Origin of the sequence: Clostridium sp. HBUAS56010 (assembly GCF_007115105.1) — a bacterium.
Classification (GTDB): Bacteria; Bacillota; Clostridia; order Lachnospirales; family Lachnospiraceae; genus Lacrimispora.
The window spans coordinates 30,539-56,791 of record NZ_SULJ01000008.1 but is presented as its reverse complement, the minus strand read 5'-3'; the positions used below and the strand labels follow the sequence as shown (position 1 = coordinate 56,791).

At 42.4% G+C, this 26,253-nt stretch carries 24 protein-coding genes and 1 riboswitch; of the genes, 21 read left to right on the top strand and 3 right to left on the bottom strand.

All coding sequences use genetic code 11. From position 1 onward, the window contains the following. Window positions 1–182 precede the first annotated feature (182 nt). The 12 genes from typA to FAY33_RS13100 all read left to right on the top strand — a co-directional run bounded on the left by typA (window position 183) and on the right by FAY33_RS13100 (window position 12,559). Window positions 183–2,024 carry a translational GTPase TypA gene (typA, locus tag FAY33_RS13155; protein WP_143321694.1) on the top strand — a complete coding sequence of 614 codons (1,842 nt, stop codon included), beginning with the start codon at window positions 183–185 and terminating at the stop codon, window positions 2,022–2,024. A gap of 202 nt (window positions 2,025–2,226) precedes the next feature. Beyond that, a complete protein-coding gene (locus FAY33_RS13150; protein WP_143321693.1) occupies window positions 2,227–2,853 on the top strand; it encodes a single-stranded DNA-binding protein in 627 nt (208 codons plus the stop codon). Window positions 2,854–2,980: 127 nt separating this feature from the next. After that, the gene (locus FAY33_RS13145) at window positions 2,981–3,484 is read left to right on the top strand and encodes a cob(I)yrinic acid a,c-diamide adenosyltransferase (protein ID WP_143321692.1); all 504 of its coding nucleotides are present in this window, start codon (window positions 2,981–2,983) and stop codon (window positions 3,482–3,484) included. Window positions 3,485–3,507: 23 nt separating this feature from the next. Continuing rightward, a riboswitch (Lysine riboswitch) is annotated at window positions 3,508–3,683 on the top strand. Window positions 3,684–3,796: 113 nt separating this feature from the next. Next, complete coding sequence (dapA, locus tag FAY33_RS13140; RefSeq protein ID WP_143321691.1) at window positions 3,797–4,681, top strand: 4-hydroxy-tetrahydrodipicolinate synthase; 885 nt, start codon at window positions 3,797–3,799, stop codon at window positions 4,679–4,681. Between the two features lie 30 nt (window positions 4,682–4,711). Next, complete coding sequence (gene dapB, locus FAY33_RS13135; RefSeq protein WP_143321690.1) at window positions 4,712–5,470, top strand: 4-hydroxy-tetrahydrodipicolinate reductase; 759 nt, start codon at window positions 4,712–4,714, stop codon at window positions 5,468–5,470. A gap of 76 nt (window positions 5,471–5,546) precedes the next feature. Further along, window positions 5,547–5,855: a hypothetical protein gene (locus FAY33_RS13130; protein WP_143321689.1), complete on the top strand. Its 309-nt coding sequence runs from the start codon at window positions 5,547–5,549 to the stop codon at window positions 5,853–5,855. A gap of 303 nt (window positions 5,856–6,158) precedes the next feature. Continuing rightward, on the top strand, window positions 6,159–6,389 hold the full coding sequence (locus tag FAY33_RS19800; protein WP_143321688.1) for a hypothetical protein: 231 nt from the start codon (window positions 6,159–6,161) through the stop codon (window positions 6,387–6,389). Between the two features lie 146 nt (window positions 6,390–6,535). Next, window positions 6,536–7,243: a phosphoribosylaminoimidazolesuccinocarboxamide synthase gene (purC, locus tag FAY33_RS13120; protein WP_143321687.1), complete on the top strand. Its 708-nt coding sequence runs from the start codon at window positions 6,536–6,538 to the stop codon at window positions 7,241–7,243. A 26-nt stretch (window positions 7,244–7,269) separates the two neighbouring features. Continuing rightward, entirely contained in the window at window positions 7,270–8,712 is a 1,443-nt protein-coding gene (gene purF, locus FAY33_RS13115) for an amidophosphoribosyltransferase (RefSeq protein WP_143321686.1), read from the top strand. Window positions 8,713–8,796: 84 nt separating this feature from the next. Beyond that, window positions 8,797–10,227 (top strand): adenylosuccinate lyase, encoded by a 1,431-nt coding sequence (gene purB, locus FAY33_RS13110; protein WP_143321685.1) that lies wholly within the window; start codon window positions 8,797–8,799, stop codon window positions 10,225–10,227. 62 nt (window positions 10,228–10,289) lie between these two features. After that, complete coding sequence (locus tag FAY33_RS13105; RefSeq protein WP_143321684.1) at window positions 10,290–11,183, top strand: LysR family transcriptional regulator; 894 nt, start codon at window positions 10,290–10,292, stop codon at window positions 11,181–11,183. Between the two features lie 98 nt (window positions 11,184–11,281). Further along, entirely contained in the window at window positions 11,282–12,559 is a 1,278-nt protein-coding gene (locus tag FAY33_RS13100; RefSeq protein WP_143321683.1) for an adenylosuccinate synthase, read from the top strand. Between the two features lie 65 nt (window positions 12,560–12,624). On the opposite strand, the gene FAY33_RS13095 is transcribed toward FAY33_RS13100, so the two are convergent. Then, entirely contained in the window at window positions 12,625–12,858 is a 234-nt protein-coding gene (locus tag FAY33_RS13095; RefSeq protein ID WP_143321682.1) for a hypothetical protein, read from the bottom strand. A 181-nt stretch (window positions 12,859–13,039) separates the two neighbouring features. On the opposite strand from FAY33_RS13095, the gene FAY33_RS13090 reads away from it, so the two are divergent. Together FAY33_RS13090 and FAY33_RS13085 are read left to right on the top strand one after the other, a co-directional pair. Next, on the top strand, window positions 13,040–14,092 hold the full coding sequence (locus FAY33_RS13090; RefSeq protein ID WP_143321681.1) for a cell wall-binding protein: 1,053 nt from the start codon (window positions 13,040–13,042) through the stop codon (window positions 14,090–14,092). Window positions 14,093–14,273: 181 nt separating this feature from the next. Continuing rightward, window positions 14,274–15,017 carry an NADPH-dependent oxidoreductase gene (locus FAY33_RS13085; RefSeq protein WP_347562697.1) on the top strand — a complete coding sequence of 248 codons (744 nt, stop codon included), beginning with the start codon at window positions 14,274–14,276 and terminating at the stop codon, window positions 15,015–15,017. 71 nt (window positions 15,018–15,088) lie between these two features. Here the strand turns inward: FAY33_RS13085 and FAY33_RS13080 are convergent, their stop codons facing one another. After that, complete coding sequence (locus FAY33_RS13080; RefSeq protein WP_143321680.1) at window positions 15,089–17,008, bottom strand: ABC-F family ATP-binding cassette domain-containing protein; 1,920 nt, start codon at window positions 17,006–17,008, stop codon at window positions 15,089–15,091. A 155-nt stretch (window positions 17,009–17,163) separates the two neighbouring features. Between FAY33_RS13080 and FAY33_RS13075 the strand changes: the two genes are divergently transcribed. From FAY33_RS13075 to FAY33_RS13050, 6 genes are all read left to right on the top strand, one after another. Further along, window positions 17,164–17,829 (top strand): redox-sensing transcriptional repressor Rex, encoded by a 666-nt coding sequence (locus tag FAY33_RS13075; RefSeq protein ID WP_143321679.1) that lies wholly within the window; start codon window positions 17,164–17,166, stop codon window positions 17,827–17,829. A gap of 82 nt (window positions 17,830–17,911) precedes the next feature. Beyond that, window positions 17,912–19,432: an NAD(P)H-hydrate dehydratase gene (locus tag FAY33_RS13070; RefSeq protein ID WP_143321678.1), complete on the top strand. Its 1,521-nt coding sequence runs from the start codon at window positions 17,912–17,914 to the stop codon at window positions 19,430–19,432. Window positions 19,433–19,435: 3 nt separating this feature from the next. Next, a complete protein-coding gene (gene alr / locus FAY33_RS13065) occupies window positions 19,436–20,623 on the top strand; it encodes an alanine racemase (protein ID WP_143321677.1) in 1,188 nt (395 codons plus the stop codon). A gap of 115 nt (window positions 20,624–20,738) precedes the next feature. Continuing rightward, window positions 20,739–21,086, top strand: a complete 348-nt coding sequence (locus FAY33_RS13060; protein WP_054740115.1) for a type II toxin-antitoxin system PemK/MazF family toxin — start codon at window positions 20,739–20,741, stop codon at window positions 21,084–21,086. A gap of 92 nt (window positions 21,087–21,178) precedes the next feature. Next, window positions 21,179–22,585 (top strand): hemolysin family protein, encoded by a 1,407-nt coding sequence (locus tag FAY33_RS13055; RefSeq protein WP_143321676.1) that lies wholly within the window; start codon window positions 21,179–21,181, stop codon window positions 22,583–22,585. 156 nt (window positions 22,586–22,741) lie between these two features. Next, window positions 22,742–23,470, top strand: coding sequence for a YebC/PmpR family DNA-binding transcriptional regulator (locus tag FAY33_RS13050; RefSeq protein ID WP_143321675.1), 729 nt, complete (start codon window positions 22,742–22,744; stop codon window positions 23,468–23,470). A 70-nt stretch (window positions 23,471–23,540) separates the two neighbouring features. Here FAY33_RS13050 and FAY33_RS13045 read toward each other — a convergent pair whose 3' ends face one another. Continuing rightward, a complete protein-coding gene (locus FAY33_RS13045; protein ID WP_143321674.1) occupies window positions 23,541–24,308 on the bottom strand; it encodes a GNAT family N-acetyltransferase in 768 nt (255 codons plus the stop codon). Window positions 24,309–24,402: 94 nt separating this feature from the next. Between FAY33_RS13045 and pepF the strand changes: the two genes are divergently transcribed. Next, a complete protein-coding gene (gene pepF, locus FAY33_RS13040) occupies window positions 24,403–26,232 on the top strand; it encodes an oligoendopeptidase F (protein ID WP_143321673.1) in 1,830 nt (609 codons plus the stop codon). Window positions 26,233–26,253 lie beyond the last annotated feature (21 nt).

Below are 26,253 nucleotides of genomic sequence, written 5' to 3'. Positions count from 1 at the left end.
AATATAGGATGCTATACTAACTAATCGTGATAATGTTAATGAAACTAAGGACAGATCTGGTCCTTAGTTTTTTATGGTATGGGTGTAATGTGCCCATATTATAAAAATGTTCTCTGGCTTTTTGCCCCTTGGGCGGCTGGGGCACATTCTTTGTTGAAAGAAAAGAAAGAAGAGTACATTTTATGAAGATGAAAAGAGAAGACGTAAGAAATGTGGCAATAATTGCCCACGTCGATCATGGTAAAACAACGCTTGTAGATGCTTTATTAAGACAAAGTGGTATTTTCCGTGAGAATCAGGAATTAGTGGAGCGGGTTATGGACTCCAATGATATTGAGAGAGAGCGTGGTATCACAATCCTTTCAAAAAATACAGCCGTTCATTACAAGGATACAAAGATCAACATCATTGACACCCCAGGACATGCTGATTTCGGCGGCGAAGTAGAGCGTGTATTAAAGCTGGTGAATGGTGTAATTCTTGTTGTAGATGCTTATGAAGGTGTAATGCCACAGACCAAGTTTGTTCTGCGAAAAGCACTGGAACTTGGACTTTCTGTAGTTACCTGTATTAATAAAATCGACCGTCCCGAAGCAAGACCGGAAGAGGTAGAAGAAGAAGTACTGGAACTGTTGATGGATCTTGATGCCAGCGAAGAGCAGCTTGACTGCCCATTCCTCTATGCTTCTGCAAAGGGAGGTTTTGCAAAGACATCTCTGGATGCAGAAAATGTAGATATGGCTCCTCTATTCCAGACCGTCATTGATCGAATTCCATGTCCGGAAGGCGATCCCGAAGCATCCACCCAGCTTTTAATCAGTACCATCGACTTTAACGAATACGTTGGCCGTATCGGTGTAGGTAAAGTGGATAATGGTAAAATCAAAGTGAATCAGGAGTGCGTGATCGTAAACCATCATGAACCTGACAAATTCCGCAAAGTAAAAGTCGGAAAGCTTTACGAATATGAAGGTCTTAATAAAGTAGAAGTCCAGGAAGCATCCATTGGTTCCATCGTTGCCATTTCCGGTATTGCAGATATTCATATCGGCGATACACTTTGTGCAGTGGAGAATCCAGAGGCGATTCCGTTCCAGAAGATTTCAGAACCGACCATTGCCATGAATTTCATGGTAAATGACAGCCCTCTTGCCGGACAGGAAGGAAAGTTCATTACTTCCCGTCATATCAGAGAGCGTTTATTCAGAGAACTGAATACGGATGTCAGCCTTCGTGTAGAAGAGACTGATTCTGCAGACTGCTTTAAAGTTTCCGGACGTGGAGAACTTCATTTATCTGTATTGATTGAAAACATGAGAAGAGAAGGCTTTGAGTTCGCAGTCAGCAAGGCAGAAGTGTTATATCACTTTGATGATAGAAACCGTAAGCTTGAGCCTATGGAGATTGCTTATATTGATGTTCCGGAAGAATTTACCGGTGCAGTTATTCAGAAGCTTACCGGACGTAAGGGAGAGCTTCAGGGAATGAGCCCTGCCAATGGCGGCTATACAAGACTGGAATTTTCGATTCCCTCAAGAGGTCTGATCGGATACCGCGGTGAGTTCATGACAGATACAAAAGGAAACGGTATTATGAACACTGCATTTGACGGTTATGCACCATTTAAGGGAGAGATTTCTTATCGAAAGAGCGGTTCTCTGATCGCTTATGAGTCTGGTGAGTCGATTACCTATGGTCTTTTCAATGCACAGGAAAGAGGAACACTCTTTATTGGAGCAGGTGTAAAGGTTTACTCTGGTATGGTAATTGGGCAGAATCCAAAAGCAGAAGATATTGAGATTAATGTCTGCAAGACAAAGAAGCTGACCAATACCCGTTCTTCCAGCGCTGATGAGTCTCTGAAGCTGACTACGCCAAAAGAGATGAGCCTGGAACAGAGTCTTGACTTTATTGATACTGATGAACTTTTGGAGATCACTCCTGTAAGTCTTCGAATCAGAAAGAAAATTCTTGATCCGACCATGAGAAAAAGGTCAACATCAAATAAAAAATCTTTAGGTTAATCTGTTGGAAAATGGAGGATACTGACTGGAATCGCCGATAATTCGACGAACAGCCCGTATTCTCCATTTTATTTTGTGCATTATGCCTGGTGCTGTCGATATTTTTGGATTGTTTTTTATCATTTTATTACGTTCTGTCACATAAATTTAATATTAGCTGTGAAGCGTATTAGCAAAAAAGTGAAAGAAGAGGAGAAATACAATGTCAGAAAAAATGATTGAAAACAACAAAGTAAGCGTTATTGGAGAAATTATCTCCGGCTTCACCTTCAGCCATGAGGTATTTGGAGAAGGATTCTATATGGTGGACATGGCAGTAAACCGTTTAAGCGATCAGGCTGATGTAATTCCGTTAATGGTGTCAGAGCGTCTGATTGATGTAACCGGAGATTATAACGGGTGTACGGTGGAAGCCGTAGGTCAGTTCCGTTCCTACAATCGCCACGAGGGAACGAAAAATCGTCTGGTGCTTTCTGTATTTGTCAGAGAGGTTCACTTTATGGAAGAGTTTACGGATTACACAAAGACCAATCAGATTTTTCTGGATGGATACATATGCAAAGCTCCCATTTACAGAAAGACGCCTCTGGGAAGGGAAATAGCTGATTTACTTCTTGCAGTGAACCGTCCCTATGGAAAGTCAGATTACATACCTTGTATTGCCTGGGGCAGAAATGCCAGATACGCTTCCGGATTTTCTGTAGGTACCAGAGTAAAAGTATGGGGAAGAGTTCAAAGCAGGGAGTATACCAAAAAATTAAGCGAGACGGAATGCGAGAAGCGGATTGCCTATGAAGTCTCTGTCAGCAAGCTGGAGTGTGCAGAATAAGTTTTACTGCCATAATGTTAAGAAAATGGTAAGAAAACTTGCAATAATAGAAAAATTGTGTTAATATAAGCAGGTTCTAACGTAATATGTAATGAATTGCATTTTAGCTGTTATGAGGTGCTGGAAGATGAATAGAGGTACGATACAGGTTATATGCGGCGAAGGTAAAGGAAAGACCGCTGCTGCATTCGGAATAGGAATCGAAGCTCTGATGAAGAACAGGAATGTTATTGTCATACAGTTTTTAAAAGGCTGTACCGGGCGGGGCTTTCTTGATATTATGAAGCGGCTGGAGCCGGAGATGAAGATATTCCGATTTGAAAAATGTGATGGTTTTTTCGAAAACTTATCAAAAGAAGAGCAGGAAGAGGAACGGATGAATATCCGGAATGGTTTGAATTTTGCCAGAAAGGTGGTATCAACCGGAGAATGCGATCTGCTGATTCTTGATGAGATTCTTGGGATTCTCGACCAGGAGATCATTGAAGCGGAAGAACTTGTGAAGCTTTTGCAGACGAAAGTTGATGACATGGAAGTCATATTGACCGGTAAGGTATTTTCCAAAGACATGGAACCTTATGTGGACAGTATTCTGGAAATCAACCACATTAAAGTTGACAATACAAATTAATAATGATAGTATGGTAACATACATAATAGAGTAGAGGTTGCGTTGCTTATAAGTACTCTGTCCGATGTATCAGGTACAGATGAGGACAGGGGGAAGGAAGAGACGCCGAAGAATAATACGTCCTGAGCGTATTTGTTCTGGGCATATGGTTAAGAGCCATATGACTGTCATCCAGATTGGATGGGGAGCTACTTAAAGAGAGATGAATTTAACAATTCTGGACTTTAAGAGCTGACCCCGTTGTCAGCTCTGTTTTTTTGTGTTAAGCAGAACTTACTATGTATGATGAAAATGGATCAGGAGGAAAAGATCATGGCAATTTTTGAGGGTGCAGGTGTAGCACTTGTTACACCATTTAAGGAAGATGGAGAAGTTAATTACGGAAAATTAGAAGAACTGGTAGAAGAGCAGATTGCGGAAGGAACAGATTCCATTGTTGCCTGCGGCACAACGGGAGAAGCTTCCACCATGACACACGAAGAACATCTGGAAGTGATCCGATATGTGTGTGAGATAACGAAAAAGAGAATTCCTGTGATTGCAGGGACTGGCTCTAATTGCACGGACACAGCGGTTTATCTGTCACAGGAGGCACAAAAGCATGGTGCAGACGGACTTCTTTTAGTTTCTCCATATTATAATAAGGCGACTCAGGCTGGACTTAAAGCACATTTTAAAGCGATTGCTGATTCTGTGAAAATTCCTGCCCTTCTATATAACGTACCTTCAAGAACCGGAGTGAACATTTCTCCAAAGACGATTGCAGATTTGTGCAGCAGCGTTTCAAACATCGTGGGTGTAAAAGAAGCCAGCGGTGATTTTAATGCCATTGCAGATTTAATGTATCTTTCTGATGGGAATGTGGATGTGTATTCTGGCAATGACAATCAGATTATTCCTATTCTGGCTTTGGGAGGAAAAGGTGTCATCTCTGTACTTTCCAATGTTGCACCTGCCAAAACCCATCAGATCTGCCAGGCATATTTTGATGGTGATATCAGACTCAGTGCCAGATTACAGATTGAAGCCATTGATTTAATCAATGCTTTATTTTGCGAAGTAAATCCCATTCCGGTGAAGGCTGCTTTAAATCTCATGGGCAAGCAGGCCGGACCGCTTCGCCTGCCTCTTACGGAGATGGAACCAGAGAATCAGGAACGTTTAAAAAATGCCATGAAAGCGTATGGGATTCTTTAAAAAGTGAAAGATATACTTATGGAGGAAAACATGATTAAGATGATAATGCACGGCTGCAATGGAGCGATGGGACAGGTAATTACCCAGATTGCAGCGGAAGAAAAAAATATTGCAATTGTAGCCGGAATTGATCCCAGAGAAAGAGAAAACAGCTCTTATCCTGTGTTTAAAAGCTTAAATGATTGTAATATTCCAGCCGATGTTATTGTTGATTTTGCATCTGCAAAAGCTGTAGATGGTCTGCTGGATTATAGTGTAGGGAGAAAAATTCCGGTGGTACTTTGCACAACCGGTCTTTCAGAAGAACAGATAAAACGAGTGGAGGAAACAGCCAGTCAGGTTGCTGTTCTCCGGTCTGCCAATATGTCTTTAGGTGTAAATCTGCTGATGAAGCTTATTAAAGATGCCGCCCAGGTGCTTGCTGTAGCCGGATTTGATATTGAAATTCTGGAGAAACATCACAATAAAAAATTAGACGCTCCCAGCGGCACAGCGCTTGCTCTTGCGGATTCTATTAATGAGGCCATGGATCAGGAGTATCATTATGTTTATGACCGCAGCCAGGTGAGAAAAGCCAGAGATAAAAAAGAAATCGGTATTCAGGCTGTACGAGGAGGAACCATTGTAGGGGAGCATGATGTGATTTTTGCTGGAAAAGACGAGGTGGTTACTTTTAACCATACCGCCTATTCAAAAGCAATTTTTGCCCAGGGAGCAGTTTCCGCTGCCAAATTCTTAGCTGGAAAAGGTCCTGGATTGTATACCATGAAGGATGTAATCGAGTCCTAAATTTTCCAAAATATTCCACCATAATTCATTTGACCTTTACACATACTAACAGTAGAAAATGAAAGGAGAATGTATTATGAAAAGAATAAAACCAATTGTTTTAACACTTCTTGTAATTATGGCAGTTATGTCATTGTCTGCCTGTGCAACAACTAAGAAAAATGGCGGTACTTCCGCAGCCACAACAGGAGCAATCACCGAGACAACAGCAGCTACAAAAGCGGATACTACATCACCAGCAGGAACATCAAAAGCAGGAGATTCTGCCAGTGAAAGCGGCGGTGTAATTAATGATGTGGTAGATGATGTTGAAAAAGGTGTAGATAAAATTACAGGCGAAAGCAATGGAACACCAACCACGGATGATACAACAAAAGCCAATTAATCTGAAATGCAATCAAAAGCTTCAGGCATAAATTTATGCTTGAAGCTTTTTTCATAATAAGATATAATAAGGTTTGTCACATCTTGCTGCAGCAGGCAGCAGTTCCTCTTAACAAATCAAGACATGAAATTCTATTATGAATACCCAGTAACAGTGAATGATAATCCGCTCCATACAGGCAGCATAAGATCGGGAGGTGTTTCTTCCATAACAGAGAAGAATCCGGTACGGAACAGATACAGATATACATATAACAAAAGAAGACCCTGGAGAACAGCATTTCTGCCCTGCAGGAGATGGAGATTGTTTTTCTTTTTTGCAGGGATAGAGGCGGCTGTCTTATTTCCCAGGTATGGACCTTTCCTTTTAACGGAAGCCCGTACTCTTTTTTCAATCAGCTATGAGACCGCTCTTGGCACAAAAGAATATGATTCTGGAGAGACCAGGGAGCGTGGCTTTTCTCTGGATATAAAGTCCGGAGAGGTGAAATGGTGGCAGAAAGTGGAGCGAACCGTTACGAAGAAAACAGATTGAGAAACAGCAATGGACAGTGGTCATTAGTATTTATAATAATAGAATCAGTTGCATTCCTAATTTTAGTGTATTATAATTTCTACTGAAACACCAGAGTTTTATTTGATAAACTTATAAATTAATTCAGAAAAGGACAGGTGGATGTCATGGAGAAAAAAGAAATGCTGTATGAAGGAAAAGCAAAAAAGGTTTATACGACGGAAGATCCCGACGTATTAATTGTTTCATATAAAGATGATGCTACAGCGTTCAATGGTCTCAAAAAGGGAACCATTGTGGGAAAAGGTGCGATTAACAACCGCATGACCAATTTTATCTTCAAAAAATTAGAAGCCAAAGGCGTTCCGACACATCTGGTTGAAGAGTTAAATGACCGTGAGACTGCAGTGAAAAAAGTGGAGATTGTACCTCTGGAAGTCATTATCAGAAATTTTTCTGCCGGAAGCTTTGCCAAAAAGATGGGAATGGAAGAGGGCGTGAAGTTCTCTTGTCCGACTCTTGAATTCAGCTATAAAAATGATGATCTGGGTGACCCTTTCATTAATGATTATTATGCACTTGCCTTAAATCTGGCAACACAGGAAGAGATTGATACCATTACAAAGTACGCTTTTATGGTAAATGAAGTATTACAGGAATACTTTAATGGTTTAAATATTGATCTGATTGATTTTAAGATTGAGTTTGGCCGTTATCATGGAACCGTGATTCTGGCTGACGAGATTTCTCCGGATACATGCAGACTTTGGGACAAAGACACTCATGAGAAACTGGATAAAGACCGTTTCCGCAGAGATATGGGAGATGTAGAAGGCGCATACGAGGAAGTGTTCCGCCGTCTTGGGATTGAGTAAACCGCACAGAGAGGGAAAAATATTAGATGAATAACGAATTAAACTTCAACATCGAGGAAGAGTTACATGAGGAATGCGGCGTCTTCGGTATGTATGATTTTGACGGCGCTGACGTTGCATCTACCATTTATTACGGATTATTTGCGTTACAGCACAGAGGACAGGAAAGCTGCGGAATCGCTGTCAGTGATACAGAGGGACCGAAGGGAAAAGTCAATGCGTATAAAGGGATGGGGCTTTGTAACGAAGTGTTTACTCCGGAAATTTTAGAAGGACTTAACGGTAATATTGGAGTAGGTCATGTTCGTTATTCCACTGCCGGAAGCAGTACCAGAGAAAATGCACAGCCCCTGGTTCTTAACTATGTAAAGGGAACATTGGCAATGGCTCATAACGGGAATCTTGTTAATGCACCGGAACTGAGAAAAGAACTGGAATACAGCGGAGCCATTTTTCAGACCACCATCGACTCAGAGGTCATTGCCTATCACATTGCAAGGGAACGGGTGAAGACAACATCGGTTGAAGCGGCTGTGGCAAATGCCATGAAAAAGATTGTAGGAGCGTATTCCCTGGTGGTCATGAGCCCGAGAAAGCTCATAGGCGCCCGAGATCCTTACGGATTTAAACCCCTTTGCATCGGGAAAAGGGACAATGCCTACATTATTGTATCAGAAAGCTGTGCATTGGATACCATTGGTGCAGAGTTTGTACGGGATGTACTTCCAGGTGAGATTGTAACCATTACAAAAGATGGAATTGTATCGGATACCAGTCTCTGCCCGGCAGATAAATCAAAAGAAGCCAGATGCGTGTTTGAATACATTTATTTTGCAAGGCCGGACAGCGTATTTGACGGAGTCAGCGTTTACCATGCAAGACTTTCCGCCGGACGTGCCCTTGCCGTGGATTCTCCTGTAGAAGCAGATCTTGTGGTAGGTGTGCCGGAATCAGGCAATGCCGCAGCTCTTGGCTATTCGCTTCAGTCAGGAATTCCATACGGAACCGCTTTTGTAAAGAACTCTTATGTGGGAAGAACCTTTATCAAGCCAAAGCAAAGCAACCGGGAATCGTCTGTAAGGATTAAGCTGAACGTTTTAAGGGAGGCTGTTGTGGGAAAGCGGGTGATCATGATTGATGATTCCATTGTACGTGGAACGACCAGTGCGTTGATTGTCAATATGCTTCGGGAAGCAGGGGCAAAAGAAGTTCATATCCGTATCAGTGCACCGCCGTTTCTTCATCCCTGCTATTTTGGAACAGATATTCCTGATGAAGAGCAGCTTATTGCACATAACCGGTCTGTGGAAGAAATCCGTGATTTATTGGGAGCAGATTCCCTTTCTTATCTGAATATGGATCGTTTGCCGGAGATGGCACAGGAACTGCCTATCTGCACGGCATGTTTCAGCGGGAACTATCCCATTGAACCGCCAAAGGAAGATATCCGGGGAGAATACAACAGATAAACCAGTCCGTTTCCTTCCTCTTCCCAAATGATCAAAAATATGATACCATAAAACCAATACGACTCAAGGAGGAATTTAGGAACCATGACAGATCGATACCAAAGTCCGCTGTCTGAGCGATATGCCAGCAAAGAGATGCAGTATATTTTTTCACCGGATAAAAAGTTTAAGACATGGAGAAAACTGTGGATTGCACTGGCGGAGGCAGAAAAGGAACTGGGGCTTCCGATTACGGAAGAGCAGATAGAAGAATTAAAGGCGCACCAGGAAGAGATCAATTATGACGTGGCAAGACAGAGAGAAAAAGAGGTCCGTCATGATGTGATGTCCCATGTATTTGCTTACGGAGTACAGTGCCCGAAGGCAAAAGGAATTATTCATTTAGGTGCCACCTCCTGTTATGTGGGGGATAATACCGATCTTATTCTTATGACAGAAGCATTGCAGCTTGTCAGAAAGAAACTGCTTAACGTGATTGCGGAACTGGCTAAATTTGCAGATTCTTACAGGGAACTTCCAACCCTTGCATTTACCCATTTCCAGCCGGCACAGCCGACTACCGTAGGAAAGCGTGCAACCCTGTGGATTCATGATCTGCTGATGGATCTGGAGGATCTGGAATATCTGCTGGGTTCCATACGTCTTCTTGGTTCTAAAGGAACAACTGGAACACAGGCAAGCTTTTTGGAACTGTTTGACGGTGATATGGACAAGGTACGCAGAGTGGACGCCCTGATTGCAGAGAAGATGGGATATGCAGGCTGCTATCCTGTTTCCGGACAGACTTATTCCAGAAAAGTGGACAGCCGGGTGGTGAACATTCTGGCAGGAATTGCCCAGAGTGCCCATAAGTTTTCCAATGACATCCGTCTTTTACAGCATTTAAAGGAAGTAGAAGAGCCTTTTGAGAAAAGTCAGATCGGATCTTCTGCCATGGCTTACAAGCGAAATCCCATGAGAAGTGAGCGGATTGCGTCTTTATCCAACTATGTAATGGCTGATGTGATGAACCCTATGCTTGTCTCATCTACCCAGTGGTTTGAACGTACGCTGGATGATTCAGCCAATAAAAGATTAAGTGTTCCGGAGGGCTTTCTTGCTATTGACGGAATTTTAGATCTGTATCTCAATGTTGTTGATGGACTGGTAGTATACCCTAAGGTAATTGAGAAACATATGATGGCAGAGCTTCCTTTTATGGCAACTGAGAACATTATGATGGACGCTGTAAAAGCAGGAGGAGACCGTCAGGAACTTCATGAGAGAATCCGGGAACTTTCCATGGAAGCAGGGCGCAATGTAAAAGAACGAGGTCTTGACAATAACCTTCTGGAGCTGATTGCGGCTGATTCCACCTTTAATTTGACCATTGAAGATTTAAAAAAGAGCATGGAACCTGGAAGATATGTAGGTTGTGCTCCTGTTCAGGTTACCGATTATTTAAGGGATATTGTTACTCCGCTGCTTGAGGAGAACAAAGAAATTCTTGGACTGACAGCAGAGATAAACGTATAAAGATCATGCAGACAGACGGAACCTTGCGGTCTGTCTGCTTTTGTTTTTGTCAGGAGGAATTCATGAGCGTTAATTTGGAATACTATAAAGTGTTTTATTATGTTGCCCAGCTTGGGAGCATTACTCTGGCGGCGGAAAAGCTGTGCATCTCTCAGCCTGCAGTCAGCCAGGCAGTCAGACAACTGGAGCAGTCTTTAGACAGCCAGCTTTTTTTACGAACATCAAAGGGCGTGAAGCTGACCAGGGAAGGAGAATTTTTTTCCCATTATGTGAAATCAGGACTGGATAGTATCTGGCTGGGGGAAACCATGCTCAGACGGATGAAAGATCTTGATACAGGAGAGGTGCGGATTGGTGCCAGCGATATGACTTTACAATTTTACTTACTTCCTTATCTGGAGATATTTCATGATCTTCATCCAGGCATTAAGGTCATGGTATCCAATGGACCTACTTCTGAGACTTTGCGGTTTCTTTATGAAGGGAAGATTGATTTCGGCGTGGTCAGTACCCCGTTTGAAGCCAGGAATGAAGTGATCAGTACACCGGTAAAAGAGATTGAGAATGTGTTTATTGCCGGTGAAAAGTTTAACAATTTACATGGGAAAAAGCTGGATTACAGCATGTTAAAGGATCTGCCCTGTATTTTTTTGGAAAAAAACACCAGCACCAGAACGTTTATGGACCGCTATCTGGCAGAACAGGGCGTAGAGTTGGAACCTGAATTTGAACTTTCCACCAGTGACATGATCGTGCAGTTTGCCATGCGTAATCTTGGAATTGGCTGTGTTATGTCCGGCTTTGCAAAAGAGGAACTTGAAAAAGGAAATTTAATTCAGCTTCAATTTAAAGAAGAGATGCCAAAGAGACATTTTTCCATCATCACCGACAGTAAAACCCCTGTGTCTCCTGCAGGGAAGCGGCTGCTGCAGTTAATGACTGATGATATAAGCTGATATTATGGGGAATATAAATATTATTGATTTTACTTATGACATACTTTAGAGTATCATAGAGTAGTAAAAGGCATTTCACTCGAAGGAGGAACAATAAAATGGTAAGAGCAATCGTAGGCGCCAATTGGGGCGATGAAGGAAAAGGCAAGATCACAGACATGCTGGCAAAGGAATCTGATATTATTATCCGTTTCCAGGGAGGCAGCAACGCCGGACACACAATTATTAATAATTATGGCAAATTCGCACTTCACCTTCTGCCATCAGGTGTATTCTACAATCATACGACCAGTATTATCGGCAACGGGGTGGCATTAAATATTCCATTTCTGGTTAAGGAAGTGGGGGAACTTGTAAAGAATGGTGTTCCAAAGCCCCGCATTCTGGTTTCAGACCGGGCTCAGATTTTGATGCCATATCACATTTTATTTGATCAGTATGAGGAAGAACGTCTGGGAAAACAGTCGTTCGGCTCTACAAAATCAGGGATTGCTCCATTTTATTCAGATAAATATGCAAAGATCGGTTTTCAGGTTAGTGAACTTTTTGATGAGGAAGCTTTAAAAGATAAGATTTCCCGGGTCTGTGAGACAAAGAATGTGTTGCTCGAGCATCTCTATCACAAGCCAGCTCTTAACCCGGAGGAATTATTTGCGACTCTTATGGAATACCGGGATATGGTAGAACCTTATGTCTGCGACGTATCCAGCTATCTTCATGAGGCAATTAAGGAAGGCAAGAACATTCTTTTAGAAGGACAGTTAGGTTCTTTAAAGGATACGGACCATGGAATCTATCCAATGGTTACATCCTCCTCTACACTGGCTGCTTATGGTGCTATTGGAGCGGGAATTCCTCCTTATGAGATTAAAAATATTACAACGGTTGTTAAAGCTTATTCCAGCGCAGTTGGTGCAGGTGCATTCGTCAGTGAGATATTTGGGGAAGAAGCCGATGAATTAAGACGCAGAGGCGGCGATGGCGGTGAATTTGGCGCAACAACGGGACGTCCAAGACGTATGGGCTGGTTTGATGCTGTTGCTTCCAGATATGGCTGTCGGATTCAGGGTGCTACGGAAGTTGCTTTAACGGTTCTTGATGTGCTTGGATATCTGGAAGAGCTTCCAGTGTGCGTAGGATATGAGATTGACGGAAAAGTGACAAAAGATTTCCCTACCACCACCTTACTTCATAAGGCAAAACCAGTGTATACCATTCTTCCAGGCTGGAACTGTGATATCAGAGGAATTACAAAATATGAAGAGCTTCCGGAAAACTGCCGGAATTATATTGAATTCATCGAAAAAGAACTGGAGACTCAGATTACCATGGTGTCAAACGGACCAGGCAGAGATGAGATTATTTACCGCAAGTAAAAGGGATTACTAAAAAGAAAACGGAGAGCAAAAAAAGGAACTGACCTTTTTTTGCTCTCCGTATTTTATTTTTCCTCATGTTCCTTCTGCTTGTCTATCCCAGCGGAATCTGGTTTTAGAACCCGGTAAACCAGTTCCATGGCATAGATAAAAACAGGTACAAGGACAGTAGAAAAGACGGCTGCCATCAACCAGTTTTTTGACTGGGGATGGTTTGAGAATGCGGCAAATATAGCAACTGCATACATGGACAATAAAAAAATTACACCGATGATTGCCAATGGACGTTTCCAGTTCATAGAGATTCCTCACTTTCTGAAACCAGTAATTTGATTCTATTATAGCCTATAAACGGTCAATTGAAAAGAAGACCTTTGACATTCTTTATAAAAACTTAGCATTTGAAACCTGTACTTTTTTGTAGATCTATAGTAAAATTTTATGTAACAAAAAGGATGGCTGAAAGGAGGTGTAAGAACCTTGAAAAACCATTGGCTGGCAGTGTGTGCATGGATTTTTTTGAGCCTGGGTATTCCTATGATATCACAGGCGGAAGAACCAGAAGGACTTACGCCTGTGTGGGACTGGCAGAAGGACTTTGATGGGTGGAAATACATAGATCAAAAGGGTGACTTTAAAAAGAGTACCTGGGAAGAAATTGGCGGATACTGGTATTATTTTGATAACGATGGATATATGGCTGCTGACTGGAGAAAGATCGGTGGAATGGCGTATTGCTTTTCTGAAACAGGAGAATTGGAACTGGGCTGGCGTTATGATGAAGAGGAAGAAAAGTGGCATTATTATGACAAAGACGGCAATGCAAAAAAAGGCTGGTTTCAGGACGTAGACGGAAGCTGGTACTGGTTCTCCTTTAAGGGAGAGATGGCATCTTCCGGATATAAGAATGTAGCGGGGCGGCGTTACTTTTTTTTCGATAACGGGCAGATGGCTGCCAATCAGTATGTAGGGCTTGCCTATATGGATGAGAATGGCGTACGCAACAGGGATCTTGATATTAAGATTGAGGGAAGAAGACAGACCTACACACCTGCAGGTGAGGTAAAGGAAGCGTTTACAGAAGCTTCAAAGAACATTCCAAGGCAGTGGGTGAAGCGTTTTAATGAGGAAGGCTGGCAGGTCCTGTTCTATCCGGGGAAATCATATTTTTCAGCTCCAATGACAGAGAATGGTGTTTATTATGTGCAGCATAAACTGGATACCAATTACAAAAAAATCAAGATCTGCAATCCATCGGATTTGACGGAAGCGTTTGGAGAATATATTGGATATGCTTCTGGTTGTTACGGGAAGGACAGTGAACAGGCGAGAGATCTTTCCATGTACCGTTATTCTGTGGATGAATTTATAAACATGCCGGAATATTTTTCTGATGATATGACATTTTATTTTGGAAAACTTTTCAGCAGTTATGTGAGTTCAACCATAACAAAGGCGGAGATGGAAGAGGAAGTGCCGGAAGTGACAGAGATATTAAAAGAGATTTTATATGGGGATATGAAAGAAAAGTAGGCGGTTTGGAATAGGATTCCAGACCGCTTTTTTCTGTAAAAGGTTAAAAATATATTGACAACAGGATATAAAATGTATTATCATAACATATATTGTATTAAATTAAATTTTGTAAAACATATTAAAAGCTGCGGCAGAAGTTCAGATACTGCTGCATTCAATAAAGAAATAGGAGAGAACTATGATGAACGATACCATAAAAGTGATACAGGATCACAGATCCATTCGTAATTTCCTTGATAAAGATGTTGACGACAGCACCATTGATGAGATTCTTAAGTCTGCCCAGTCAATGCCCAATTCCATTAACGGTCAGCAGACTTCTGTTATTGTAATAAGGGATAAAAAGAAAAAGGCAAGGATTGCAGAACTTTGCGGGAACCAGCACTGGATAGAAGAGGCACCTGTTTTCCTCGTGTTTATAATGGATTTTTACAAAACAGATTTAGCAGCGAAGAAGAATGGTCTTACCCAGGTGGCTCATGAAAGCGTGGAGGGAATCATTACAGGCTCTTTTGACGGCGGTTTGTTAATGGGTGGTGCAATTATATCAGCAGAATCCCTTGGACTGGGAATTGTTCCAATTGGAGGTGTGCGGAAGAATCCACAAGAACTGATTGAACTGTTAAATCTTCCGGAATATACTTATCCTTTGGTGGGTCTTGCAGTTGGTTATCCAAAAGACCATTCCCACAAGAAACCAAGGATGCCTTTTGAAACATTCCGTCATAATGAATCTTATAAGGCAGAAGGTATGGAGGAAGTGATTGACCAGTATGATCATGATATGGAATCGTATCTAAAAGAGCAGGGGCTTGAAAAAGAGGGGAACTGGAGCAAGCTGACTTCAAGGATCTATCAGAGTGTTTACTATCCGGAGGTTTATCCAACACTGAAAAGCCAGAAGTTTTCAAATAACAAGTAAATTCTTTTTGATGAATGGTGAAAAGGTGCATGAAACAGCCGTTATATGCTGTTTCATGCACCTTTTATAATTTATTCTGCCAGTTCTTCCCACTGTTCATAAAGAGAAACCAGTTCCTGGCTGATGGCTTCTTTTTCGTTGTTCAGTTCCATCAGCTTTTGGACATCGGTGAAGATTTCTTCTTTCATAAGCAGTTCGTCAATTTCTCCATCCCTTGTTTCTAATTGGTGAATTTTGTCTTCTGTTTTCTTCAATTCATTCTGCCGCTTGCGCAACCGTGCCTGTTCTTCTTTTTGTGTCTTCCAGTCCACTTTTATGTCTGATGTTTCTTCTGTTTGGGAGGAAGAGACAGACACTTGCACTGGATTGGCATAAAGACTGGTCATAAGCTCCTTTTTTTCCAGATAATAATCATAATTACCGATGTAATTGACCAGAGTATGGTTTGTTAAGTCCAGGATTCTTGTGGCAGTTTTGTTAATAAAGTACCGGTCATGGGAGACATAAAGAACCGTACCTGTATAATTGATTAAAGCGTCCTCCAGAATCTCTTTGGAAGTAATGTCTAAATGGTTCGTCGGCTCATCGAGGATTAAAAAGTTTGCTTCGGACAGCATTAATTTGGCGAGGGAAACTCTTCCCCGCTCCCCGCCGCTTAAATCTTTTATCCTCTTATATACGTCATCTCCAGTGAATAAGAATGCGGCTAAAATATTGCGGATCTGGGTGTTGTTCATGGAAGGATAGGTGTCCTGCAGTTCATCAAAAAGAGTCTTTTCCATATGCAGCACGTGATGCTCCTGGTCATAGTAGCCGATATGTACCTTAGAACCTAAGGCGATCTGCCCTGCATCCGCTTCTAAAATCCCGTTGAGTATCTTCAGTATTGTTGTTTTCCCGGTTCCATTGCCGCCAATGATGGCAACCCGTTCTCCCCGCTTAATCTCGAAACTCAGCTTGTCAAAAAGATGATTCTGCTGAAATGATTTTTTTAAATCTTTTACGGTAAGAACGTCATTGCCGCTGATGATGTTGGGTTCCAGACGAATCCTCATCTCATCGTTTACATGAGAGGGTTTGTCCAGCAGTTCGATTTTATCCAACATCTTTTCCCGGCTTTCTGCACGCTTTATGGATTTTTCCCGGTTAAATGATTTTAATTTGGTAATGACTTCTTCCTGGTGTTTGATCTCCTGCTGCTGATTTAGATAAGCCTTCATCTGGGCATCACGTATCATGGCACGCTTCTGGCTGTAATCGGTATAATTGCCCTGGTAGACGTTCATATTCCCATTATCGAGTTCAATGATCTTTGTGACCACCCGATCCAGAAAATAACGGTCATGAGCTACGATAATCACACTGCCATCATAATTGATTAAATAGCTTTCCAGCCATGCGATGGAGTCCATATCCAGATGGTTGGTCGGCTCATCGAGAAGGATAATATCTGGTTTTGTAAGGAGAAGCCGTCCAAGGGAGACTCTGGTTTTCTGTCCTCCTGACAAGGCGGAGACTGGTTTTTTAAAGTCTTCCTCTGAAAAACCAAGTCCCTTTAAAACACCGGTTACTTCACTTTGATACGCATAACCGTTCTGCTGCTCAAAGTCATGGTTTAAGCGGCTGTAGGCAGAAAGCATATGGTCTAAATCCGGACCGGTTAAGTGCTTCATATCAAGTTCCATCTGACGGATCTTTTCTTCCATCTCAATGATTGGCCGCTTAACTTCAAGGACTTCTTCGTAAATACTCTTTTCTCCTGACAGATCCTGGTGCTGGGCAAGATAGCCCAAAGTTTTTCCTTTGGAAATTACCACTTCCCCTCTGTCTGCAGGCATCTCTCCGATGATGATTTTTAAAAGTGTGGATTTTCCTGCACCGTTAATCCCTACGATTGCTGCTTTTTCATGGTCCTCTATATGAAAAGAAGCCTGTTTAATCACCTCATTGCTTCCAAAAGCTTTGCTGATATTGCTGCATGAAAGAATCATGTGTTCATTTCCTCCTGAATAAGTGTAAGACAATAGGACTAGTATAATATAGGTCTTTTGATTTTTCAAGGATTCCATGATAAAAGCCGTTTGACATTGTTTTGACGTGAAGTTATAATAATGGTAGTTTATTCTAAGTAAAAGAAGGTGAAGATGTGGCAGATAAAGAGATTTCAAAAGCAGTGATTGCCAGGCTTCCAAGATATTACCGTTATCTTGGTGAGTTGCTGGAAGAAGGAGTGGAGCGTATTTCCTCCAATGATTTAAGTGTACGAATGAAAGTGACCGCTTCCCAGATCCGTCAGGATTTGAATAATTTCGGAGGATTTGGCCAGCAGGGCTATGGCTATAACGTGAAGTATTTATATACAGAGATCGGGAAGATTCTGGGAATTGACAGACAGCATAATATTATTATTATTGGAGCAGGAAATTTAGGGCAGGCAATTGCCAACTATGCCAATTTCGAAAAGCGTGGATTCCTGATTAAAGGAATGTTTGACATTAATCCGCGCCTGATCGGTCTTGTGGTTCGCGGAATAGAGATCCGGAGTGTGGATGATCTGGAGCAGTTTGTAAAGGATAATGCGGTTCAGATTGCCGCGCTGACGATTCCAAAGACTAAGGCGCCGGAGATTGCAGACCGCCTTGTACAGGCAGGAATCAAGGCTATCTGGAATTTTGCCCATACAGATTTAACGGTGCCTGATGATGTGGTTGTGGAGAACGTTCATCTTTCAGAAAGTTTGATGAGGTTATCCTATCGTGTTTGCAGCATGCAGGACCAGACAGAGGATCGAATGGGAGACAACCTGGTATAATAGAGAAGTATGCCTGCCGGCAGACGAAGAGGATGGACTCTTTGCTGCCGGCTGTTTTTCTGGGAAAGGAAGGTAGATGCTTATGAGATATCTGGTTACGGGAAGCCAGATGAAAGAGCTGGACCGCTATACGATGGAGGAGGTAGGAATTCCTTCCATGGTTCTCATGGAACGTGCTGCCCTGGCTGTTGTGGACGAAGTGATAAAGTATGCAGAGAAAAAAGCTTCCATCTGGATTGTCTGCGGCAATGGCAATAATGGAGCAGATGGAGTTGCGGCTGCCCGTATTCTCCATTTAAGAGGGTATGATGTGATTGCAATCCTGGCAGGTGACAGCAAAGAAGGAACCAGAGAATATAAAGCCCAGGTGAAGATTGCAGAGAATGTGGGGCTTCCTTTTACAGAGAATGGAGAGCTTCCTAAGGGGACATGCACAATTTTGGTAGATGCCCTGTTTGGGGTAGGACTTAACCGGGAGATATTTGGTCCTTATCGGGATCTCATGGAAAACATTATGGAACGATGTCCGGAGTATACGGTGTCTGTGGATATTCCGTCGGGCATTCATGGGGATACCGGTCAGGTCATGGGAATTGCCTTTCCTGCAGATGTTACCGTTACCTTTGGCTATGAAAAACTGGGAACAATGCTTTATCCCGGAAAAGAATACAGCGGTACAACCATTGTTGCTGATCTGGGTTTCCCGGAGACAGGGCTTCCCAGCGCCCGGTATTACACTTATGAACCAGGAGATGAGTCTCTCATTCCCAGACGCCCGGCCTACTCAAACAAAGGCAGTTTTGGAAAAGTCCTGATTGCAGCCGGTGGGAAAAATATGAGCGGTGCAGCCTATTTAAGTGCTCTGTCTGCTTATCGTACAGGTGCGGGGCTTGTGAAAATCTTCACAGTAGAGGAAAACCGTCAGATTCTTCAGACAGGACTGCCGGAAGCGATTATCGCCACTTACGATCCAAAAGAAGCAGAAGCAGGAACTCAGAGCTTTAAAGAACTGCTCCAGACACAATGTGAATGGGCTGGTGTGATTGTGCTGGGCCCTGGACTGGGCAGAGAAGCTTATGTGAAGAATCTTGTGGAAGAAGTTCTTGTAAACGCGTATGTGCCGATTATTGTTGACGCCGATGGTCTTGGGGTCATAGGGGAGAATCCAGAGCTGACCCAATATTTTACGGAAAATATTATTATAACCCCTCACTTAGGGGAGATGGCAAGGCTTACGGGAAGTTCCGTTGAAGCCATGAAAAAGAATCTGATTCCCGCAGCCAGGGAATATGCAGACCGGTTTGGAATTACCTGCGTGCTAAAGGATGCGGTTACCATAGGTGCATTAAAGGATCAGAGGACTTTTGTTGCTTCCACTGGAAACAGCGCCATGGCAAAGGCAGGATCAGGCGATGTGCTTACAGGAATTATCGCAGGACTTCTGGCAATGGGGCTGGAAGAATCTGATGCAGCTGCCCTTGGAGTATGGATTCATGGACGGGCAGGAGATGAGGTAAGAAAAAAATTCGGAAGCTACAGTCTGTTAGCCAGTCAGCTGACAGAAGAAATATACACAATCATGCAGGAACAAACGAGGGAATAAAAGATGAATTTATACGGCAGGGTTTTTGAAACAGTGAATTTAGATGCCATCAGGCATAATATGGAAGCAATGAAGGGAAATCTGGCAGAAGGAACAAAAGTGATCGGTGTTGTAAAATCCGACGGCTATGGACATGGTGCGGTTCCCGTTGCCCTTGCCATAGATCCTTATGTATGGGGGTATGCGGTAGCCACAGCAGAAGAAGGCGTTATTTTAAGAAAGCATGGAATAAAAAAGCCTGTACTGGTTCTATCCCCAGTGCCTGCTAACTGCTATGATCTGATTATAGAATATGGAATCAGTTCTTCTGTATTTCAATATAAAAGAGCATTTTGCCTTTCACAGGCAGCCAGGAAAGCAGGAAAAAAGGCACTGATTCACTTTGCCCTGGATACAGGAATGAGCAGAATCGGTTTTCCGGCTACAGAGGAAGCAGCCAGTGAGGCAACCAGAATATCAGCACTTCCAGGAATTGAAGTGGAAGGATTGTTTACCCATTTTGCAAAAGCTGATGAGACAGACAAAGCTTCATCCAGACATCAGATGGCAGAATACAGCCGGTTTGTAGAGCTTTTATCGGGTCTGGGAGTTAAAATTCCCATTCTCCACTGTTCCAACAGTGCCGGAATCATTGATCTGCCCGAAGCGAATTTCCACGCAGTGCGGGCTGGAATTTCTATCTACGGGCATTATCCCTCAGATGAGGTGGACAAAGAAAGAGTAAAACTAATTCCTGCCATGGAGTTAAAAAGTGCAGTTTCTTACATAAAAACAATTGCTCCAGGCACACCCGTAAGCTATGGCGGAACCTTTGTTGCGGAGAGAGAGATGACAGTAGCCACCATTCCGGTTGGCTATGGGGATGGTTATCCCAGAAACCTTTCCGGAAAAGGGGAGGTACTGATAAGGGGAAAACGTGCCAGGATTTTAGGAAGGGTCTGCATGGACCAGTTTATGGTGGATGTGACTGATATTGAAGGAGCCGCGGAAGAAGACCAGGTTGTTTTAGTTGGCAGGCAGGGAAAAGAAGAGATCCGTGTGGAAGAACTGGCAGAAACCTCCGGCGGCTTCCACTATGAGATTTTATGCGGAATCAGCAAACGTGTGCCAAGAGTCTATTGTGAAGGCGGTCAGATCATTGGAGTAAAGGATTATTTTGATGATTGTTATAAAGGGTTTCAAAAGGGATGATAACAAACTCCATGTCCAAAACATATCATAATGTATGCGGCGGAAAAACTTGAGTGTATACACGAGTCAAAGAAGGTCAATAATAGACTTAAATAAATTGACGGAGTGTGAGAATGTGATAATCAGACGTGGAGACATTTATTATGCCGATCTACGACCGGTAGTAGGCTCTGAACAAGGCGGAATACGTCCTGTTCTTATTATACAGAACGACATAGGCAATAAGCACAGCCCAACTGTGATCTGTGCTGCAATAACTTCCAGAATGAATAAGGCAAAGCTTCCCACCCATGTGGAACTTGATACAAAAAAATGTGATATGATTAAGGATTCGGTTATTCTTCTGGAACAGCTTCGTACCATAGACAAACAGAGACTAAAAGAAAAAATCTGTCATATAGATGAAGAACTTCAGCAGGAAGTGGACTGTGCACTGCGGGTCAGCCTGGAACTGGATACATAGTTCATTATTGACGGAATGCTGATAAAATGATATATTTCTAATAAGTTGCATAAAAGTACGAATGATGATGAACAAAAGGAGTCGATTAGAAGATGGACGATGGGAATCCACTTATGTGGATGATAGTTTTTATCGCTTTTATCGTATTAGACGCCGTATTCTATGGCTTTGGGTCAGCCATTCAGAATGTAAACACAGGCGAATTGGAACATCAGATGGAGGAAGGGAATAAAAAGGCAGGAAAGCTGCTTCGAATTGTAAACAGACCTACCGGATTTATTAACTCAATTCAGATTACGACCAACCTGGTCGGTATTGTAACCGGAGCTTATGTTTTTAAGGAGGCTGGCAGAAAATTAGAGCAGGTACTGGTGAGGGATCATGTTTATTCCAGCCAGTGGCTGTCGTTTCTCAGTCTTTTTGTGGTGGCTGTGGCACTAATTGTGCTTTTAGTCAGTTTTGGTATTATGATTCCGAAAAGGTTTGCAGCAAGGAATCCGGAGAAGTGGGGCTATGGTCTTTTGCCTGTAATCAATACGCTGATGATTCCTGTCATACCCTTTGCATGGCTGGCAAATCTGGTGACTGTTATTGTTTTAAAACTGTTTGGAATTGGCATGACATCGGACAATGAGAATGTGACAGAAGAAGATATTATGTCTATGGTAAACGAAGGTCATGAGCAGGGAGTACTGGAAGCCAGGGAAGCGGAGATGATCACCAACATCTTTGAGTTAAATGACAAAGAGGCTGGCGATATTATGACCCATAGAAAAAATCTGGTCGCACTGGAAGGGGATTTAACCCTGAGACAGGCTGTTGATTTTATTTTAAATGAGGGGTTTAATTCCCGTTATCCGGTTTATAAAAAGGAAGTGGATCAGATCATCGGTATTCTTCATATGAAAGATGCTTTAATCGCAGTAGAAGATAAGAAGAATGCAGACAGAAGCCTGTGGGAGATGGAAGGTTTGTTGCGGGAAGCTGTTTTTATTCCAGAGACAAGGAATATCAACGATCTTTTTAAAGAGATGCAGTCGGAAAAGATTCACATGGTAATCGTAGTGGACGAATATGGCCAGACAGCCGGAATTGTAACCATGGAGGATATTCTGGAAGAGATTGTAGGCAATATTCTGGATGAATACGATGTGGATGAGGAGTACATCATCCCATCGGAGGACGGTTCCTACTTAATGAACGGGATGACTCTGTTAGAGGATGTGGAAAAGACCTTGAATATGGAGTTTGATGAAGAGGATTACGATTCGTATGATACTATAAGCGGTCTTCTGATCTCCAAACTGGATCGAATTCCCCAGGAAGGGGAGCAGACAGAAGTATCAGTTCTTGGGTACCGGTTTAAGATTCTACAGGTGAAGGATAAGATTATCCAGTCCATCCGGGTGGAAAAAGAAGTGATAAGTGCACCGGAGGATCATGAGGATTCTGTTAAGAAGATGGAGACAGAGCAGGAGATTTCTGAAACTTTAAATTAGAACAGGCACAGTCCTGGCGGCCTTTGTTTTAGACACTGGTCCCTGTGGCTGTGTGCTTTTTCTTGCAAGATAAGGAAATTAGTGTTAAAATAGAAAAGATTTTTGTTTATAAAAACATAAGGACGAAATAGAGAAAGAAAAGGAGTGCGTGAAACAATGTCAGGACATTCAAAGTTCGCAAACATCAAACATAAAAAAGAAAAAAATGATTCCGCAAAGGGCAAAATTTTTACTGTCATCGGAAGAGAATTAGCAGTAGCTGTAAAAGAAGGCGGACCAGACCCTGCAAATAACAGTCGGCTCCGTGATATTATTGCCAAGGCGAAAGCCAATAATATGCCAAATGACACCATTGACCGGGGCATCAAAAAGGCAGCAGGCGATGCCGGATCTGTGAATTATGAAACAATTACATACGAAGGTTACGGTCCGAACGGGGTTGCAATCATCGTAGATACGTTGACTGATAACAAGAACCGTACCGCAGCCAATGTAAGAAGTGCCTTTACTAAAGGCGGCGGTAATATTGGAACTCCTGGATGCGTTTCTTTTCTTTTTGACCGTAAGGGACAGATTATTATTGATAAAGAAGAATGCGACATGGATCCGGATGAGCTGATGATGATTGCACTGGAAGCAGGAGCAGAAGATTTCTCAGAAGAAGAGGACAGCTTTGAAGTGATTACAGGACCTGATGAATTCAGCACTGTAAGAGAGGCTTTGGAAAAAGCCGGAATATCCATGGCGGAAGCAGATGTTACCATGATTCCACAGACATGGACAGAGCTTACGGACGAAGAGTCCATTAAGAAGATGAACCGGATTATGGACCTTCTGGATTCAGATGATGACGTTCAGGCAACGTACCATAACTGGGACGAATAATCAGTTAAGAATCAGTTAAGGCGAGTGAAGATAAGGATGAGAATCCTTCTTTACTCGCTTTTTTTGATCATTAATATACATAGTAGGAAAGGCTTTCTGTAATCTGAAACCCTGCCTTTTTGTATAAAGCGATTGCCGGTTGATTAAGACCGGAAACCTGCAAAAACAGTTTCTTAAATCTTTTTGCATTGGGATGAGCAAAATACGTTTCTAAAAATAAAGACAGACAGGCTGTGCCAAGTCCCTGATTGCGGAGCGGCTCTGAAATTTCAAAACCATAAAAATAAGCGCCATGCTCCTGGGTGTCCAAAAAGCAGGATCCAACTGCTTCTCCATCTAAAAGAAAGACACACTGGATCGGTATTTCTTCCGGTGTAGAAGCAATGGAAAGTTCCAGGTTATTCACTCGCTTTTGACTGTTTACAGCTGGTGTGATCAGAAGGCTTGAAAGCGGAAGTTCCATAATGTGTTCCTGATACCAGAACGATGCTCCGATTTCTTCTAAAACGCCAAGGGTATCACTGCATCTTAGATCCACAGGAAACACAATGTCCGTGTCTTTTGTTTCTTTTATCATTTCTTTCAGCAGGCGGGAAAAATGTCCTTTTCTTCTGTGTTCGGGCAAAGTAAATGCGCCGCATTCACAATCTCCATTTTCATTAAAAAATCCACAAAGTGCGGATAAGAGAATTTCTTCGTTGTATAATAAGCAGTAGATGCAGTCTTCTTCCACAGGTAGTGTTACAGAAATTTTATCGTGATTTCTGCAAATATTCTGCAGCTTGAGCAGATCCTGTTTTTGTATCTGGCTCAGAGTATTCGTGCGATATAGATTCATGAGAGGGCTCCTAATTTGTTTTCCTATAGTATAATACAAAAAAATATGAAATTTCAATCAAATATTTCCATATTTCCAGTTGTTTCTTTGAAATATGGGTGATAGAATAAACACAAGTAAAGCAGTTGGAGGGATATCATTGAAAAAGAGAGATGAAGTACCAGTATGCGACACCTGGAACCTGGGGGATATTTTACCGTCTGAGACGGCATGGGAAGAATTATTTAAAGAGACAGAGCAGGCACTTTCCGGATATAAAACGTATGAAGGGCATCTGGCCGATTCGGGTGAGACGCTTTATTCCTGTTTAAAGTTTGATGAGGAAGTGTCTTTCAAGATAGAAACTTTATTTGTTTATGGGAAACAAAAGTCTGACGAGGATACAGGCAATGCAAAGTACCAGGGATTTGCCGCCAGGGCAAGAGCTTTATCCTATCAGGCAGGAGAACTTTCTTCTTTCCTCATACCTGAGATTTTAGCAATTCCAGGTGAGACCCTGGAACAGTTTCGAAAAAATGAGACCCGGTTAGAGCGGTATGACAGGACATTTGAGATTATTTTAAAGAAAAAGGCTCATACTCTGTCTGCGTCTATGGAAGAACTTCTTGCAAAGTCCATGGAAGCTACCTCTGGTGCCTCTGATATTTTTAATATGTTTAACAATGCAGATGTAAAATTCCCTGAAATTTCAGATGAGAATAATAAGCCAGTTACCATTACCCATGGCAATTATATTGCCCTCATGGAAAAGCAGGACAGAAGGGTGAGAAAAGCAGCATTTGAAGCTCTTTACGGAGTTTACAGACAGTTTGGAAACACACTTGCATCTACCTTTTCTGCCAATGTGAAAAAGGCGGCTTTTTATGCACAGGCAAGGAATTATTCTTCAGCAAGAGCCCATTTTCTGTCAGAGAATGAGATACCGGAAGAAGTCTATGATAATTTGATAAAAGCAGTACACGAAGGAATTTCCTATCTTCATCAATATGTCTCCATCAGGAAACAGGCGCTTGGGGTAGAGGATCTTCACATGTATGATCTGTATGTGCCAATGGTTCCGGTGGAGGAGAAAAAGATTTCATTTGAAGAAGCAAAAAGTATGGTATTAGAAGGTCTGAAACCTCTTGGTGAAGAATATGCTTCCCTGTTAAAGGAAGGCTTTGAAAACCGTTGGATTGATGTATATGAGAATCAGGGGAAGAGAAGTGGTGCTTATTCCTGGGGGGTATATGGTGTCCATCCTTATGTCCTGTTGAACTTTAACGGAACTCTTGACAGTGTATTTACGTTAGCTCATGAGATGGGGCACGCCCTTCATAGCTGGTACTCGGATAAGAATCAGACTTATGTGGATGCTGGATACAAGATTTTTGTGGCAGAGGTTGCCTCCACTTGTAACGAAGCGCTGCTGATCCGTCACCTTTTAAATGTATGCAAGGATAAGCAGGAGCGGGCTTACCTGGTTAACCATTTCATGGACAGTTTCCGGGGAACGCTATACCGCCAGGCAATGTTTGCGGAATTTGAAGCCAGAACTCACCAGATGAACATGGAAGGACAGATATTAACTTCAGATCTTCTCTGCCAGACTTATCACGAATTGAATGAATTTTATTTTGGACCGGATATGACAGTTGATCCGGAGATTGACTATGAATGGTCCAGAATTCCGCATTTTTATACACCGTTTTATGTATATCAGTATGCCACAGGCTTTTCCGCAGCAGTAGCCATCAGCAGCAAGATTCTTGCAGGAGATGAGAACGTATTAAAGGGATACTTTAAATTTTTAAGCGGTGGAAATTCAATGTCTCCCATTGATCTTTTGAAGCTTTGCGGTGTTGATATGTCGACTGCAGACCCGGTAAAAGAATCCCTTTTGGTGTTTGCAGGACTTTTGGAGGAAATGAAAGGGCTTATTTAAGTCTTTAAGAGGGGAGCAGGT

What these genes read in the sequence shown, in the direction of transcription:
- typA (WP_143321694.1), top strand. Translation starts at nt 183, where the DNA reads ATGAAGATGAAAAGAGAAGACGTAAGAAATGTGGCAATAATTGCCCAC.
- dapA (WP_143321691.1), top strand. Translation starts at nt 3,797, where the DNA reads ATGGCAATTTTTGAGGGTGCAGGTGTAGCACTTGTTACACCATTTAAG.
- FAY33_RS13080 (WP_143321680.1), bottom strand. Translation starts at nt 17,008, where the DNA reads ATGATTCTTTCATGCAGCAATATCAGCAAAGCTTTTGGAAGCAATGAG.
- FAY33_RS13050 (WP_143321675.1), top strand. Translation starts at nt 22,742, where the DNA reads ATGTCAGGACATTCAAAGTTCGCAAACATCAAACATAAAAAAGAAAAA.
- purB (WP_143321685.1), top strand. Translation starts at nt 8,797, where the DNA reads ATGACAGATCGATACCAAAGTCCGCTGTCTGAGCGATATGCCAGCAAA.
- FAY33_RS13070 (WP_143321678.1), top strand. Translation starts at nt 17,912, where the DNA reads ATGAGATATCTGGTTACGGGAAGCCAGATGAAAGAGCTGGACCGCTAT.
- FAY33_RS13100 (WP_143321683.1), top strand. Translation starts at nt 11,282, where the DNA reads ATGGTAAGAGCAATCGTAGGCGCCAATTGGGGCGATGAAGGAAAAGGC.
- alr (WP_143321677.1), top strand. Translation starts at nt 19,436, where the DNA reads ATGAATTTATACGGCAGGGTTTTTGAAACAGTGAATTTAGATGCCATC.
- FAY33_RS13055 (WP_143321676.1), top strand. Translation starts at nt 21,179, where the DNA reads ATGGACGATGGGAATCCACTTATGTGGATGATAGTTTTTATCGCTTTT.
- FAY33_RS13130 (WP_143321689.1), top strand. Translation starts at nt 5,547, where the DNA reads ATGAAAAGAATAAAACCAATTGTTTTAACACTTCTTGTAATTATGGCA.
- FAY33_RS13045 (WP_143321674.1), bottom strand. Translation starts at nt 24,308, where the DNA reads ATGAATCTATATCGCACGAATACTCTGAGCCAGATACAAAAACAGGAT.
- pepF (WP_143321673.1), top strand. Translation starts at nt 24,403, where the DNA reads ATGGGTGATAGAATAAACACAAGTAAAGCAGTTGGAGGGATATCATTG.
- FAY33_RS13150 (WP_143321693.1), top strand. Translation starts at nt 2,227, where the DNA reads ATGTCAGAAAAAATGATTGAAAACAACAAAGTAAGCGTTATTGGAGAA.
- FAY33_RS13105 (WP_143321684.1), top strand. Translation starts at nt 10,290, where the DNA reads ATGAGCGTTAATTTGGAATACTATAAAGTGTTTTATTATGTTGCCCAG.
- purF (WP_143321686.1), top strand. Translation starts at nt 7,270, where the DNA reads ATGAATAACGAATTAAACTTCAACATCGAGGAAGAGTTACATGAGGAA.
- purC (WP_143321687.1), top strand. Translation starts at nt 6,536, where the DNA reads ATGGAGAAAAAAGAAATGCTGTATGAAGGAAAAGCAAAAAAGGTTTAT.
- FAY33_RS13085 (WP_347562697.1), top strand. Translation starts at nt 14,274, where the DNA reads ATGATGAACGATACCATAAAAGTGATACAGGATCACAGATCCATTCGT.
- FAY33_RS13095 (WP_143321682.1), bottom strand. Translation starts at nt 12,858, where the DNA reads ATGAACTGGAAACGTCCATTGGCAATCATCGGTGTAATTTTTTTATTG.
- dapB (WP_143321690.1), top strand. Translation starts at nt 4,712, where the DNA reads ATGATTAAGATGATAATGCACGGCTGCAATGGAGCGATGGGACAGGTA.
- FAY33_RS13145 (WP_143321692.1), top strand. Translation starts at nt 2,981, where the DNA reads ATGAATAGAGGTACGATACAGGTTATATGCGGCGAAGGTAAAGGAAAG.